The sequence below is a fragment of the Plesiomonas sp. PI-19 genome (assembly GCF_021368255.1).
Classification (GTDB): domain Bacteria; phylum Pseudomonadota; class Gammaproteobacteria; order Enterobacterales; family CAMTGL01; genus Plesiomonas; species Plesiomonas shigelloides.
On the sequence record NZ_JAJNMQ010000001.1, the window covers coordinates 2,664,560 to 2,679,165 of the forward strand.

A 14,606-nucleotide genomic window follows, 5' to 3' on the forward strand; every position below is an offset into this window, starting at 1 on the left:
AAATTGCAGTTTTGCTACTGTGTTTCGCATGGTACGTGGAGCGGACACTCCAATACCACATCATACGCGATACTCAGCGTTCGGCAAGACTGCGATTTTTCTTTTTTTTCCTGTAAAATCGATAAAATTTATTCAAATTCCTGTCAGTGACAGACAGTCTGGATTATCCATTGGACGGAACCCTGCTCATTGCCTTTGCGGCGCTCTTTGGCTTGCTGATCGGCAGCTTTCTCAATGTCGTGATCTACCGCTATCCACAGATGTTGGAGCGGCGCTGGCACCTTGAATGTGCCGAACAATTCCCCGAACTCACTCCACCGGCCGATGCACCGCGCTTTGATTTGATCCTGCCCGGATCTCACTGCCCACACTGCCAACATCCGGTGCGCTGGTTTGATAACCTGCCTGTGCTGTCGTGGCTGGCGCTGCGCGGTCGTTGCCGTCATTGTCAGGCTCCGATCAGTAAACGCTATCCGGCCATCGAACTGCTCACCGCACTGGTTTTTGCTCTGCCTGTCGCGCTGTGGGGGTTACAGATCTGGAGCGTCGCATGTGCGCTGTTTGGTGCGGTGCTGATCACCGCCAGCATGATTGACTTAGATAGAATGTGGTTGCCCGACAGCCTCACCCAACCGCTGTTATGGGCCGGTTTATTACTGGCATGGGGTGGTTACTCGCTGTTATCCCTGCATGATGCGGTATTGGGCGCCGCGGTGGGCTATTTGAGCCTGTGGAGCCTGTTTTGGATATTCAAATTGCTGACCGGCAAAGAAGGCATGGGGCGCGGTGATTTTGTCTTGATGGCCGCGCTATGCGCCTGGAGTGGCCCGACCCAACTGCTGCTGATTGCCCTGCTCGCCTCGGTGTGTGGGCTGGTATATGCCGTGATTGCGCGTAAGACGCAGCAGGCTATCCCATTTGGCCCATGGCTGGCCTTGGGTGGCTGGATCAGCCTGCTGTTTAGTGACACCATATACGCTCACTATTTTGCACTGATGGGATATTAATGTGAGCTATGTGGTCGCCATTACCGGTGGGATTGGCAGTGGCAAAAGTACTGTCGCCAATTTGTTTACCCCATACGGTATTGAGCAAGTGGATGCCGATGTGATTGCCCGCCACGTTGTCGAGCCGGGAACGCCGGCGCTGGCCGCGATCCGCGCCCATTTTGGTACCGATGTGCTGCAAAGTGACGGCGCGTTGGATCGCGCCGCGCTGCGTGCGCGTATTTTTGCTAAGCCAGAGGAAAAGCAGTGGCTGAATGCACTGTTGCATCCGTTAATAGGTCAGGCAATGCGTCAAGCACTGGCCGCCGCACGCTCCGAATATGTGTTGTGGGTAGTACCGCTGTTAGTCGAAAATCAACTCTATACCGAAGCCGATCGCGTATTGGTGGTGGATGTCAGCCCACAAACGCAGATCCAGCGAACTCATCACCGCGATCAGGTCCCTATCGCACAAGTTGAGCAAATTCTGCGAGCACAAGCCACACGCGAACAGCGTCTGGCGGTAGCGGATGATGTGATCAATAACGATGGCGACCCGAGCCAACTCAGTGCGCAAGTCGCACGCCTGCATCAACACTATCTACAGCTAGCCGCCGCTAAACGTACCTGACCCGTGCTCACGGAGGGGTATTAACTGGCGCGTATGCACTGACACTCGAGTACAGACTACCTATACAGACAAAAACAATATCCCTCCCCATCATCACGGCTGGTTTAAATAGCGATGATCCGCGCGTGAGTTTGCCCGCTTAATATTTCCTTCTAACACGCCGCTCTCAATTATTTAGTACATAGTTCAGCTTATAGCGCACAGCAAGAGCGGCAAGATAATGGGAATGCATAAAACAATACCCTCCGCTCACAATTGGTTTTAAACTTCCCCCATATTTGCAGCAATACAGCCGGCTAAAGGAGTGGAGATAATTTGCCCTTTCGCCGTGCCTATATTCTGTTATCGTAATACTCTCTTTTCGATGAATCAGACCCATGATGAATGACTCAACCCGTTCAGTGATTTTTGAACATCCCCTGAATGAGAAGATGCGAGCCTGGTTACGCATTGAATATCTGCTGCAACAGCTGGATGATAACCAGCACCTGAGCGATACCGCGCAGGCGATGGTTTTTTTCCGTACCATTGCCGATCTGTTGGAAGTATTAGATCGCGGAGAAGTGCGCACCGATCTGTTAAAGGATCTGGAGCGCCAACAGCAGAAACTGGCCCAATTTATTGATTCACCGGGTGTTGATTTAAGCCTGCTGCAAGATTTGCGCGCCCAGCTCAAACAGCACTACAGCGATTTGCTGGCCGCGCCACGTTTGGGTCAAGCGCTACGCGAAGACCGCTTCATCAGCCCTATTCGCCAGCGCCTGAGTATTCCCGGCGGCTGCTGCAGCTTTGATCTGCCGACCTTGCACCTGTGGCTGCATCTGCCGCACAGCGAGCAAGCACGCCAAGCTTTGGTGTGGATGGAAACCTTGTCGCCACTGCGTAATGCACTGCGGATGGTGCTGACGTTAGTACGGCAAATTGCGCCATTTCACCCGTGCGCGGCGAATGGCGGCTTTTTCCAAGACAACGGTGGCGATGCGGAAATGCTGCGTCTGCGGCTGCAGCTCGATGATATGGTGTACCCGCAAGTCTCCGGCCATAAGAGCCGCTATGCGATCCGCTTCCTGCCACTCGACAGTGAACACGGTGAAGTACCGGCCCAGTTAGCCTTTGAACTGGCCTGCTGCTGATAATACTCGGACAGCCGAACGTTATAGCCAAACAACGTGAAGTTGCAGCTAGGCGGCAAGTGAGTGAATCCCCATGCGCATAGGCAAACGATGTGATTGGGGTGAGCGAACGTAGCCAACACCGCTGTAGCTTCATGTAGAAAGGGTATATATCGCCTGTCCGGTCTGACGAGAGAGCCTGATAATGAGCAAACCTTTGGTAGTTGCCTGTCCTACATGCGGACAGGATGTCGAGTGGAGCGCGGCATCTGCGTTCCGTCCGTTTTGCAGCAAGCGCTGTCAGTTAATCGATCTGGGCGAATGGGCCGATGAGGAAAAACGCATTCCTGGCCCTGACGATCTGTCTGACGGCGAAAGCTGGAGCGAACAAGAATAATGTACACAACCGGCCCCTTGGCCGGTTTTTTATCGCGGTTTTATCACTGTTTTATCATTGCGTTACTGTTGCTTGACCGCTTATTCGGCACGCAAAGGCGCTTGAGCTTGAGCTTCGACGCGAGCCTGCTCCAGCAGAGTACGGATCACTGGCGCATTAGCCTCCGGAAACATCTCGGGCGTTAAGGTATGCTGAGGCACCCATGCCGAATGCTGCCCTTCGCGGCCATACGGCTGGCCCTGATAGCGTTCAATCAGGAAAAAGTACAAGTGCACATGCCGATCGGCAAACTCGAAGCTCAGGCTATCGAGCAAACGCGCCTCTTGCACCTCAATGCCAATCTCTTCATCCAGCTCGCGCCGTAGCGCATCTTCGGCACACTCACCCGCTTCAATCTTACCGCCCGGAAACTCCCAAAAGCCTGCCAGATGAGAATCTGCGCCACGCTGGGTCAAAAACACTTCCCGCTGCGCATTACGAATAATTCCCACGGCAACCTGAACCCGTTTTTTCACTCTGCCTCCGCTAGAACTGTCTTAAAAATACTGGCCATAAAATACTGGTCATCAAAGTACAGCCACAAAAAAGGGCATTACTGCCGTAATGCCCTTTTTGTATCCTGTCCGGCTTAGCCTTGCAACACGCCGTGACACTGTTTGTATTTTTTACCCGAGCCACATGGGCATGGTTCATTACGGCCGACCTTACGCTCACCGCGTACGACGGTACCACCGGTTTCACCTTGCTCATCCGCCTCGTCATGGCTGTACTTTTGCTTTTGGGCGATACGCTCCGCTTCAGCGCGGCGCTGCGCTTCCACCTGCTCAACCTCTTCTGGCATGCGCACACGCACCTTACTCAAGGTGCTGATCACATCCAGCTTCAGGTTTTCCAGCATATCAGTGAACATCTCAAACGATTCGCGCTTGTATTCCTGTTTCGGGTTCTTCTGCGCATAACCACGCAGGTGAATACCCTGACGCAGGTAATCCATCGCCGCCAAGTGCTCTTTCCACAAGGTATCCAGCGTTTGCAGCATCACCCCTTTTTCGAAATGGCGCATCATTGGCTCGCCGACCACTTCTTCTTTCAAGCGATACTGCTTTTCGGCCTCGGCAATCACCTGCTCACGCAGAGTTTCTTCGTGCAGGTTGTTGTCTTCATCCAGCCATTTCGCAATTGGCAGATGCAGGTCAAAGTCATTCGCCAGACGGTTTTCCAGACCTGCAACATCCCACATCTCTTCCAGAGATTGTGGTGGAATGTACTCGTCAATCACCGCGTTAAATACGTCAGCGCGGATCCCTTCAATGGATGCCCCGATCTCTTGCGCATCCAGCAGCTCGTTACGCTGTTCGTAAATCGCCTTACGCTGGTCGTTAGCCACGTCATCGAATTCCAGCAGCTGCTTACGGATATCGAAGTTACGTGCTTCCACTTTACGCTGAGCGTTTTCAATCGCCTTGCTGACCCATGGGTGCTCGATGGCTTCACCTTCTTGCATGCCCAATTTCTTCATCATGTTGCTGACGCGATCCGAGGCAAAAATACGCATCAAGCTGTCTTCCATCGACAGGTAGAAACGGGAAGAACCCGGGTCACCCTGACGACCAGAACGGCCACGCAGCTGGTTATCGATACGGCGAGATTCATGGCGCTCAGTACCAATAATATGCAAACCACCGGCGGCGATGACTTGCTCATGCAGCTCATCCCAACGGGCTTTCAGCGCAGCGATTTGCTCGTCAGTTGGATTTTCCAGCGCCGCAGCGTCGGCCTTCCAGCTACCGCCCAGCAGAATATCGGTACCACGACCGGCCATGTTAGTGGCGATGGTTACCGCACCCGGCTTACCGGCTTGTGCCACGATATCCGCTTCTGAGGCGTGGAACTTGGCGTTCAGTACTTGGTGTGGAATGCCCGCTTTTTTCAGCGCCTTAGACAGCTCTTCTGATTTTTCAATCGACACTGTACCAACCAGCGTTGGACGCCCAGCCGCTACTTGCGCTTTGATGTCATCGATGATGGCATTGAATTTTTCGCGCTCGGTCATGTACACCAGATCGGCCATGTCCTTACGCACCATCGGACGGTTGGTTGGGATAACCACGGTGTCCAGATGATAAATCTGTTGGAATTCGAACGCTTCGGTATCTGCCGTACCGGTCATCCCGCCCAGCTTCTCGTACAGACGGAAGTAGTTCTGGAAGGTGATCGAGGCCAGTGTCTGGTTTTCGTTTTGGATCTGCACGCCTTCTTTGGCTTCAACCGCCTGATGCAGACCATCGGACCAACGACGGCCCGGCATGGTACGGCCGGTGTGCTCATCGACGATCACCACTTCGCCATCTTTCACGATGTAATCGACATCGCGTTCAAACAGCGCGTGCGCACGCAAAGCGGCGTTGATGTGATGCAGCAACGAGATATTGGCCGGTGAATACAGGGAATCGCCCTCTTTCATCAGCTTAGCTTCAATCATCAGCTCTTCGACTTTCACCTGACCGCGTTCGGTTAGGTGCGCTTGACGCGCTTTTTCGTCTACGCTGAAATCGCCGTCGCCTTGGAACTCTTCGCTGTCTTCTTTTTCCTGCTGTACCAGACGCGGGATCAGCTTGTTGACCTTGATGTACAGCTCAGAGCTGTCTTCCGCTGGACCGGAGATGATCAGCGGCGTACGCGCTTCATCGATCAAAATGGAGTCCACTTCATCGACAATCGCATAGTACAGCGGACGCTGTACGCGCTCTTCCGGACTGAACGCCATGTTGTCACGCAGGTAGTCAAAACCGAATTCGTTGTTGGTACCGTAGGTGATGTCAGCTGCGTACGCTTCACGCTTCGCCGGTGCCGGCATGCCCGGCAGGTTAATGCCGACCGTCAGGCCCAAGAACTCAAACAGCGGACGGTTGGTTTCGGCGTCACGACGGGCCAAGTAGTCGTTCACGGTGATCACGTGCACGCCACGGCCAGTCAGCGCGTTCAGGTACGCAGGCAGGGTCGCGGTCAGGGTTTTACCTTCACCGGTACGCATCTCTGCCACGTTACGGCCATTGAGCACCATACCGCCGATCATCTGGACGTCAAAGTGACGCATACCGAAGACCCGCTTACTGGCTTCACGTACGGTGGCAAAGGTTTCTGGGATCAACGAGTCCAGCGCTTCGCCTTTCTCGAGGCGCGCACGAAACTCCGGGGTTTTCGCTTTCAGCTCGTCATCGCTGAGCGCAGCAAAGCTTTCTTCCAGTGCGTTAATCTGCTGAACCACTTTACGCAGACGGCGCAGAGTACGTTCGTTGCGGCTACCAAAAATTTTAGTCAGAACTTTAGTCAACATAACAGGTTACATCTTTATTCAGAGTCAATCCGTGGCTTTCCGGTGCATCCGGCATAAACCAAACATCCCGCTAGGTATGTGGCGACAGTGCGGCGCGGGCCGCGTGCCTTTACGCCAAACGCAACGGGCCGGCGCGGATCCCCTGAACTTGTGCTAACCAGCGTGACGGCAGATAAGCGGTGAACGCAGTCGGGATCACATCCCGCTGCGGATCAAGATGCGGCCAAGGCTGCGCAAGGCGCAACGCCGCAGAGAGTAAGACGCTATACGTAGGTTGTAGCAGAGGTGGCGTATCCAGCACCAACTCAGGCTCAACGTTAAGCTCGGTGGCCGCCTCGGGCCACCAAACGCCAGCATACGGGCCAGCGTGTGGGGTATGGGGTGCTAAAATCTTAGCTAAGCGGGCAAAAAAGCCAGACACAGGACGCCAGTCTTGAACGCTGGCCTGCTCCGGTTGTGTAATAGACACACGCAGCGCAACGTGTGGCGTAGAGGGTGCAATTAATTCATTGCGCAGACGCATCGCGCTATTGGCCAGTGCCGGTTGCGCACTGCGGCTGATGGCTGGATTCGCTGGACTCTCAGGGCGAGCTTCGTTTACTGTACTGGCAGAGCTGACACCCGCGGCTACCACACCTAATAATAGGTGCGGCCACAGATGGCGACGGCCAAATTGTACACAACGAATCAGAATCGACATTCACCCTGTCTCTAGTCTGCGGGCCTGTTATTCACAACACTACCCGGAATTTCAACGGAATCTAACCTGTACGGTATTATTTACTATGCGTGATCACCGGCCACAATCCATTGATACTTTGCTCGGCGATTCCCAGTTGCACAATGTACAACAACGGGCCACAGCATTGTTGCAGCTCAATCAGGCAGTACGTGCCTTGCTGCCGCGCGAACTGCAACCACATTGTCGAGTTGCTAACTTCCGCCAAGGCATTTTAATCCTTGAAATCGCAAATGCCAGCTTTGCTTTACGTTTACGCTATCAAACACCGGCATTAATCAGCGCATTGCGCCAAAATACCCTGCCAACGTTAGTAACAATTGAACATCGAATCAATCCCGCGCTGGCAGTTTCCGCCACATCTGTGCGGGAGACTGCACAAAGTCACTACCAGACGGATAAAAAAAGAACAATCAGTCCGCAAACTGCCGAGCATCTGCGTGTGCTAGCCAGTCACAGTCCAAAAGCATTGCGGGAAAAACTGGAGAAACTGGCTGCACTGGCCGGAGAGGAGACCAGTGCAGACCAAGAATAACGGCTCACGCCGCTGAGCGTTGCACCCGATGGCACTGCTGGGTACTACTCGTTGAATAACTTTGTTGCCGAACAACTTGTTGCTAAATAACCGGTCGCTAACTAGCCTACGTTTATGCGTAAACCAGTGATGGTGCAGCAAAAGTCACTGGAACTTGCGCTTCGTTTGCGAAGGTCACATATTCCCATGCGCTTTCTTTCGCCAGCATCGCCTGCAACAGCTTGTTGTTCAGTGCGTGACCGGATTTATAAGCCCGGAATTCACCGATGATGGTGTGACCACACATGTACAGATCGCCGATTGAGTCGAGGATCTTGTGTTTCACAAACTCGTCATCGTAACGCAAGCCATCTTCGTTCAGCACGCGATACTCATCTAGCACGATGGCGCAGTTGAAGCTGCCACCTAAGCACAGGCCCTTGGATTGCAGGTATTCGATATCCCGCATAAAGCCAAAGGTACGTGCACGGCTGATTTGGCTGATAAAGTTATCGGCAGAGAAATCCAGACGATAACGTTGAGCACCCGCATCGATCGCCGGATGATTAAAGTCGATGGTGAAGTCGATCTTAAATCCGTTGAATGGCACAAACTCCGCCCACTTGTCACCGTCTTCCACGCGCACGGTTTCTTTGATGCGCACGAATTTCTTGGCGACATTCAGCTCTTCGATACCAGCATCTAACAGCAGGTACACGAATGGGCTGGCGCTACCATCCATAATTGGGATTTCAGGCGCATCCACATCAATGATGATGTTATCGATACCCAGACCCGCCAGAGCCGCATTTAAGTGCTCAACGGTAGAGATCCGCACATCATCGTCGTTGACCAGACACGTACAGAGCATGGTATCACGCACGGATTTCGCATCAGCCGGAAAATCAACCGGAGGATTCAAGTCAGTGCGACGATAGATGACCCCGGTGTTGGCCGGTGCCGGGCGCAGGGTCAGCGTTACCTTACGGCCGGTATGTAAACCGAGCCCGGTAGCTTCAATACTGCGTTTTAAGGTCCGTTGTTTGATCATCTTGTCTATCTCGTCTGCGTAACAAACTCATGTCATCTGACTACTAACTCTACTCTTATCCGGGCGTATTCGCTTTCGGTATAAAAGTCTTACAACTTAGTAGTCAGACATGTTAACACAAGTGACGGAGATTCCAAATTGTTGCTTTCTTAATCGGCTTGCTTGCGCAGGAAGGCCGGAATGTCCAAATAGTCTGGCTCTTTCGCTGGCTGCACCGCCGCCACAGGTTCATTGACCACTTTGGCTGGTTTTGGTTCCTGCTGGATTGGCGTCATGTTGTGTGCCGCATAACGGTCTTGCATCGTTTGTTGGTGCTGATGCTGAGGGTTATGCTTGTTGCTCACCAGAGTGATGTCAGGCTTACGCTCAACACCGATACCGGTCGCCACCACGGTCACACGCAGCTCGTCGGCCATATCCGGATCCAAAGAGGTACCGATCACCACAGTCGCGTTGTCAGAAGCAAACGCACGGATGGTATTACCGACCGTCTCAAACTCGTCCAGACGCAGGTCAAAGCCCGCGGTGATGTTAACCAGCACACCACGCGCGCCAGCCAAGTCGATGTCTTCCAGCAGTGGGCTGGAAATTGCCATCTCAGCGGCTTCTTCTGCACGATCTTCACCGGAAGCCACACCGGAGCCCATCATGGCATAACCCATTTCGGACATCACGGTACGCACGTCAGCAAAGTCAACGTTCATCAGACCCGGACGGGTGATCAGCTCGGCAATACCCTGCACCGCACCTTTCAGTACGTCGTTAGCCGCACCAAATGCATCCAGCAGCGAAATACCGCGCCCCAGCACTTTCAGCAGCTTGTCGTTTGGAATCGTGATCAAGGAGTCAACGTGCTTAGACAGCTCGGTGATCCCTTGGTCGGCAAAGGCCATACGCTTTTTGCCTTCAAAGCTAAATGGCTTAGTCACCACCGCTACGGTCAAAATGCCCAGCTCTTTGGCCAGCTCTGCCACCACTGGCGCCGCACCAGTACCGGTACCGCCGCCCATACCGGCTGCGATAAAGACCATATCGGAGCCTTCCAGCGCATTGCGCAGTGCTTCACGATCTTCTTCCGCCGCGCCGCGACCGACTTCTGGGTTAGCCCCAGCGCCCAGACCTTTGGTGATCCCGCCACCAATCTGGATAGTTTGGCCTACTGCGGTTTTACGCAGGGCCTGTGCGTCGGTGTTGACCGCAAAGAACTCAACACCTTCGATATTTTCACGCACCATGTGCTCGACGGCGTTACCACCGCCGCCACCGACGCCGATGACCTTTATCACCGCATCATTAATCATTGCCATTGGTTCAAACATAACCCTCTCCGTTTTGTGCCTGTCCGCAGCAGGTCTAAATCAGAATTCCCGTTTCAGCCAACCATTGAGGCGCTTTAGCATGCCGCCGACTGAGCGTTGTTTTTCAGTCTCGGCTTCCTCATTCATTTGTGATTCTTTGCCGTAGTGCAGCAATCCCACTACCGTTGAGTAGTAAGGAGCCTGTGCATAGTCCGTTAAACCGGTTAAGTTTAACGGCTGTCCAATCCGGACCTGTGTATGAAATACACGCTCTGCACATTCAGCCAGCCCTTCCATCTGCGCTGCACCGCCGGTTAGTACAATACCGGCCGCCAAGTGGTGTTTAACCCCCTGCTGCCGAAGCTGTTCTTGTAACTCTTGCAACTCTTCATTGACCAAATTCAGCAACTCGGAATACCGAGGCTCAATCACTTCGGCCAATGTTTGGCGCTGTAGGCTGCGTGGTGGACGACCACCCACGCTCGGCACTTCCACCGTTTCTTCTCGGCTAACCAACGAACCGAGCGCGCAGCCATAACGCACTTTAATGGCTTCGGCATCCGTCGGCGGAGTACCAAACGCGTAAGCGATATCGCTGGTGACCACGTTACCCGCATACGGAATAACTTTGGTATGACGCAGCGCACCGCCGGTGTAGACAGCGATATCCATGGTGCCACCACCGATATCAACCACACACACACCCAACTCGCGTTCATCTTCGGTCAACACCGCATAGCTGGAAGCCAGACCGGCAAAAATTAGCTGGTCAACTTTCAGGCCACAGCGCTCTACGGCTTTGACAATATTCTTTGCCATATCGTTATGGCAGGTGATCAGGTGAACCTTGGCCTGCATCCGCACACCGGACAGCCCAACTGGGTTTTTAATCCCTTCCTGATAATCTATGGCATACTCTTGAGGAATAACATGCAGGATGCGGTGCTCTTCCTTAGTTTTTACCGATTTCGCTGTGTGAATAACATTATCCACATCGTCCTGCGAAACTTCTTCATCAGAAATCGGGACAATCCCCATTTCATTCTGGCAGCTAATATGCTTTCCTGATAGAGCCAGATAGACAGAAGATATCTGACAATCCGCCATCAGTTCAGCCTGATCCACCGCACGTTGTACGGACTTTACGACAGACTCAAGGTCGTTTACGCCGCCTTTATCCATACCGCGTGATGTGCTGCTGCCTACACCGATAATATTCAGCATTCCATCAGGAAGTACCTCTCCCACAAGGGCAGAGACTTTAAAGGTCCCGATCTCTAATCCAACAACCAGTTTTCTGTCCGTCGCCTTGGTCATTTTTTAACCTGACTTAGTATTCGCTTGATTTGTTGTTACCGGATTTGCTTTACCGCCCTGCGCCGGTGCCGGCACCAATAACGGTGCCCAACCTACCGCAAGACCGGTGTCGTAACGCAAATCAACATAACTGATCCGTTTATCCGTTTGCTGTTGCAGCAGCGGATAAAGCTCAATAAACCGCTTAAGGCGCTCCATCCGGTTGCCTCGTCCTAGCTCCAGCCGGATATCGCCATCCAGCCCGGCCTGCCAGGAATGGCGCGGACTCAATGCCAGCATTGTAAGGTGAAATCCGTTCTCTTGCATGAGCTTTTCCATGCTGTGCCACGCATCCAACACTTCTTTTTCAGAGCCTTCCGGCCCATATAACAGCGGCAATTGCCGGCTGGCCATACGGTCTAACGGAGCGCTGAATGATTTACCTTGATTATCAACCAATTGCATATCATTCCAGCGTGCAACCGGTACATATTCGGCCAGATTAATCCGCAAAACATCTGGCCATTCTTTACGTACTGACACCTGCGAGATCCACGGCATCAGCATCAATTGCTGTTGGATGCTACGCGCATCCTGCGTCATAAAGCTGCCCAGCGGCCCCATGGATAAGATGGCGCGCCGGATATCATCGTCGGTGGTAAACTCACGCTGTCCGGTGATCACCAACCGTGACAGCGGTAACCGCTGGCCGTCTTGTAACCAATCAATGGCTGACCACAATCCCTTCGCACCATACCCGGCTACCAGCAGAAAGAACAACAAACCACCCAAAAACGAGGCGACGGTTCGCTGTGAAGAGCGACGCCGCTGCGCCGCCTCTGGTGTCCGCGAAATAATGGAAGCCTGCGCCATATTAGACAGCCAGTCCGATAATTTTAGCCACTAATTGCGAAAAGCTCATCCCAGCCTGACGTGCTGCCATCGGCACTAAGCTGTGACTGGTCATGCCCGGTGCGGTATTCACTTCCAGCAGTTTGAATTCGCCCTGACCATCCATCATCACATCCACACGGCCCCAGCCACGGCAACCCAGTGCGTCATAGGCGGTTTTCGCCAGTGCCGCGATGTGTTGCTCTTGCTCGGCATTCAGACCGCTCGGGCAGAAATAGCCGGTCTCATCGGACAGGTATTTGGCCTGATAGTCATAAAAGGTGCCGGCGGCTTGAATACGGATGGATGGCAACACCTGATCGCCGACAATCGCAACAGTATACTCAGGACCGCTCAGCCACTGCTCAACCAACACGGTGCTGTCATGCTCAAACGCTTTTTCCAGCGCCGGACGCAACTCTTCGGCGCGGGTCACTTTGCTCATGCCTACACTGGAGCCTTCCAGCGAGGGTTTGACCATCAGCGGCAGCCCAAGGCGCGCGATTATAGCGGTGAGACGCGCATCCTCCAACTGGCCAAATGTGACAGTTTCATACGCGGCCAACGGCAGGCCCAGCGCTTGCCAGATCAGCTTGGTACGCATCTTGTCCATCGCCAGCGCCGAAGCCAGCACACCGCTACCGGTGTATGGCAAACCTATTTGCTCCAGCATCCCCTGCATGGAGCCATCTTCACCGCCGCGACCGTGCAGAGCGATAAACGCGCGGCTAAATCCCTGTACCGGCAAATCAGCCACGCTGATCTCCCGGGTATCAATCGGATGAGCATCAAAGCCGGCTTCACGCAGACCTGCCACAACGGCAGCACCTGAGTTCAGGGAGACTTCACGTTCCGCGGAGGTTCCGCCCAGCAATACTGCGACTTTCTCAGTCATGATTGTCCTCTTGCACTTGTTGCGGCTGTAACCGCATGGCCGCTAACTGACGGGCCACTTTGCCAATATCCCCGGCTCCCTGAGCCAAAACCAGATCCCCGCCTTTGAGCACCTGGCTTAAAATCGTCGGTAACTGTGACTGTTCCGGTACAAAAATCGGATCAACCTGACCCCGCGCGCGGATTGTACGACATAATGCGCGGCTGTCAGCCCCTTCGATCGGATTTTCTCCGGCGGCATAGACATCCAGCATCAGTAATACGTCAACCTGTGACAGTACACTGGCAAAATCTTCGTACAAATCACGTGTCCGCGTGTAGCGGTGCGGTTGGAAAATCATCACCAGACGACGATCGGCCCAACCGGCACGGGCGGCTTTGATGGTGACATCCACTTCGCTTGGATGGTGACCATAGTCATCCACCAGCATCACGTCACCATCGCCTACCTTGAACTCACCTAGACAGTCGAAACGACGGCCTGTTCCCTGAAAACTTTCAAGTGCGCGAACAATCGCCAGATCTTCGATGCCATCTTCGCTCGCAACGGCAATCGCCGCGGCGGCATTCAGGGCGTTATGACGACCCGGCATATTAAGTTTAACCTGTAACGGCGCATAACCCTTACGGCAGATAACGAAATGACCCTGTGCGCCTTGTTGACGATAGTCACAAATTTGCACATCCGCGTCATCACTGAAGCCATAGGTCACGACATGACGTCCAATACATGGCAGTAATTCGCGTACCACCGGATCGTCGATACACATCACCGCCAGACCGTAAAACGGCAAATTATGCAGGAAATCGACAAAGGTCTGCTTGAGATTCTCAAAGCTGCCTTTGTAGGTATCCATGTGATCGGCTTCGATGTTAGTGACCACCGCCACCATCGGCTGCAGATGCAAGAAAGAGGCATCGCTCTCATCCGCTTCCGCAATCAGATAACGGCTTGCCCCTAAGCGCGCGTTAGTTCCAGTGGCTTTCACTAAACCGCCATTGACGAAGGTCGGATCGCGACCGGCTTCGGCAAAAATGCTGGAGACCAACGCGGTAGTAGTGGTTTTACCGTGGGTACCGGCAATGGCTACGCCATGACGAAAACGCATCAGCTCGGCCAGCATCTCGGCACGGCGGATCACCGGAATACGCGCTTCACGTGCCGCCATCACCTCAGGGTTCTCCGCTTTGATGGCGGTTGATACCACCACCACACTGGCATCGGTTACGTTCTGCGCGGCGTGCTGCAGGAAAATCTCGGCACCAAGCGCACGCAGACGTTCGGTCACGGCATTTTCCGCCAGATCCGAGCCACTGATTTGGTAGCCTTCATTGGCCAAGACTTCGGCAATACCGCCCATGCCTGCGCCACCAATGCCGACAAAGTGAATGCGGCTCACCCGGCGCATCTCCGGCACCATGGTGCGCAATTTCGCCAATTTTTGAGTCTGTATAGAGTT

At 53.7% G+C, this 14,606-nt stretch carries 14 protein-coding genes; 5 read left to right on the forward strand and 9 right to left on the reverse strand.

The annotated features are described in order from the left end of the window. The first annotated feature begins 170 nt into the window (after positions 1 to 170). The 4 genes from LQ901_RS11710 to yacG all read left to right on the forward strand — a co-directional run bounded on the left by LQ901_RS11710 (position 171) and on the right by yacG (position 3,126). On the forward strand, positions 171 to 1,007 hold the full coding sequence (locus LQ901_RS11710) for an A24 family peptidase (protein ID WP_233672274.1): 837 nt from the start codon (positions 171 to 173) through the stop codon (positions 1,005 to 1,007). A 1-nt stretch (position 1,008) separates the two neighbouring features. Continuing rightward, positions 1,009 to 1,617, forward strand: coding sequence for a dephospho-CoA kinase (gene coaE / locus LQ901_RS11715; protein WP_152136133.1), 609 nt, complete (start codon positions 1,009 to 1,011; stop codon positions 1,615 to 1,617). Positions 1,618 to 1,997: 380 nt separating this feature from the next. After that, a complete protein-coding gene (gene zapD / locus LQ901_RS11720; RefSeq protein ID WP_064977165.1) occupies positions 1,998 to 2,750 on the forward strand; it encodes a cell division protein ZapD in 753 nt (250 codons plus the stop codon). Positions 2,751 to 2,934: 184 nt separating this feature from the next. Further along, positions 2,935 to 3,126 (forward strand): DNA gyrase inhibitor YacG, encoded by a 192-nt coding sequence (yacG, locus tag LQ901_RS11725; RefSeq protein ID WP_039046505.1) that lies wholly within the window; start codon positions 2,935 to 2,937, stop codon positions 3,124 to 3,126. An 80-nt stretch (positions 3,127 to 3,206) separates the two neighbouring features. Here the strand turns inward: yacG and mutT are convergent, their stop codons facing one another. The 3 genes from mutT to LQ901_RS11740 form a co-directional block, all read right to left on the reverse strand. After that, on the reverse strand, positions 3,207 to 3,641 hold the full coding sequence (gene mutT / locus LQ901_RS11730) for an 8-oxo-dGTP diphosphatase MutT (RefSeq protein ID WP_010862610.1): 435 nt from the start codon (positions 3,639 to 3,641) through the stop codon (positions 3,207 to 3,209). Positions 3,642 to 3,754: 113 nt separating this feature from the next. Beyond that, complete coding sequence (gene secA, locus LQ901_RS11735; protein WP_010862611.1) at positions 3,755 to 6,463, reverse strand: preprotein translocase subunit SecA; 2,709 nt, start codon at positions 6,461 to 6,463, stop codon at positions 3,755 to 3,757. 109 nt (positions 6,464 to 6,572) lie between these two features. Further along, the gene (locus tag LQ901_RS11740) at positions 6,573 to 7,163 is read right to left on the reverse strand and encodes a hypothetical protein (protein ID WP_152136134.1); all 591 of its coding nucleotides are present in this window, start codon (positions 7,161 to 7,163) and stop codon (positions 6,573 to 6,575) included. A gap of 85 nt (positions 7,164 to 7,248) precedes the next feature. On the opposite strand from LQ901_RS11740, the gene LQ901_RS11745 reads away from it, so the two are divergent. Beyond that, the gene (locus LQ901_RS11745) at positions 7,249 to 7,737 is read left to right on the forward strand and encodes a DUF721 domain-containing protein (protein WP_152106028.1); all 489 of its coding nucleotides are present in this window, start codon (positions 7,249 to 7,251) and stop codon (positions 7,735 to 7,737) included. A gap of 112 nt (positions 7,738 to 7,849) precedes the next feature. Here the strand turns inward: LQ901_RS11745 and lpxC are convergent, their stop codons facing one another. The 6 genes from lpxC to murC form a co-directional block, all read right to left on the reverse strand. Continuing rightward, a complete protein-coding gene (gene lpxC, locus LQ901_RS11750) occupies positions 7,850 to 8,767 on the reverse strand; it encodes a UDP-3-O-acyl-N-acetylglucosamine deacetylase (RefSeq protein ID WP_010862614.1) in 918 nt (305 codons plus the stop codon). Positions 8,768 to 8,916: 149 nt separating this feature from the next. Then, a complete protein-coding gene (ftsZ, locus tag LQ901_RS11755) occupies positions 8,917 to 10,086 on the reverse strand; it encodes a cell division protein FtsZ (protein ID WP_010862615.1) in 1,170 nt (389 codons plus the stop codon). A gap of 39 nt (positions 10,087 to 10,125) precedes the next feature. Beyond that, positions 10,126 to 11,382 (reverse strand): cell division protein FtsA, encoded by a 1,257-nt coding sequence (gene ftsA, locus LQ901_RS11760; protein ID WP_010862616.1) that lies wholly within the window; start codon positions 11,380 to 11,382, stop codon positions 10,126 to 10,128. A gap of 3 nt (positions 11,383 to 11,385) precedes the next feature. Next, positions 11,386 to 12,234: a cell division protein FtsQ/DivIB gene (locus tag LQ901_RS11765; protein WP_010862617.1), complete on the reverse strand. Its 849-nt coding sequence runs from the start codon at positions 12,232 to 12,234 to the stop codon at positions 11,386 to 11,388. A gap of 1 nt (position 12,235) precedes the next feature. After that, on the reverse strand, positions 12,236 to 13,147 hold the full coding sequence (locus LQ901_RS11770; RefSeq protein ID WP_233672275.1) for a D-alanine--D-alanine ligase: 912 nt from the start codon (positions 13,145 to 13,147) through the stop codon (positions 12,236 to 12,238). Continuing rightward, positions 13,140 to 14,600 (reverse strand): UDP-N-acetylmuramate--L-alanine ligase, encoded by a 1,461-nt coding sequence (gene murC / locus LQ901_RS11775; protein WP_233672396.1) that lies wholly within the window; start codon positions 14,598 to 14,600, stop codon positions 13,140 to 13,142. The genes LQ901_RS11770 and murC overlap by 8 nt, the downstream gene beginning before the upstream one ends. Positions 14,601 to 14,606 lie beyond the last annotated feature (6 nt).

Bases quoted from the DNA above. Each gene is read 5' to 3' on its own strand.
- yacG (WP_039046505.1), top strand. From the start codon at position 2,935: ATGAGCAAACCTTTGGTAGTTGCCTGTCCTACATGCGGACAGGATGTC.
- secA (WP_010862611.1), bottom strand. From the start codon at position 6,463: ATGTTGACTAAAGTTCTGACTAAAATTTTTGGTAGCCGCAACGAACGT.
- LQ901_RS11765 (WP_010862617.1), bottom strand. From the start codon at position 12,234: ATGGCGCAGGCTTCCATTATTTCGCGGACACCAGAGGCGGCGCAGCGG.
- ftsA (WP_010862616.1), bottom strand. From the start codon at position 11,382: ATGACCAAGGCGACGGACAGAAAACTGGTTGTTGGATTAGAGATCGGG.
- zapD (WP_064977165.1), top strand. From the start codon at position 1,998: ATGAATGACTCAACCCGTTCAGTGATTTTTGAACATCCCCTGAATGAG.
- LQ901_RS11770 (WP_233672275.1), bottom strand. From the start codon at position 13,147: ATGACTGAGAAAGTCGCAGTATTGCTGGGCGGAACCTCCGCGGAACGT.
- ftsZ (WP_010862615.1), bottom strand. From the start codon at position 10,086: ATGTTTGAACCAATGGCAATGATTAATGATGCGGTGATAAAGGTCATC.
- lpxC (WP_010862614.1), bottom strand. From the start codon at position 8,767: ATGATCAAACAACGGACCTTAAAACGCAGTATTGAAGCTACCGGGCTC.
- LQ901_RS11740 (WP_152136134.1), bottom strand. From the start codon at position 7,163: ATGTCGATTCTGATTCGTTGTGTACAATTTGGCCGTCGCCATCTGTGG.
- LQ901_RS11745 (WP_152106028.1), top strand. From the start codon at position 7,249: ATGCGTGATCACCGGCCACAATCCATTGATACTTTGCTCGGCGATTCC.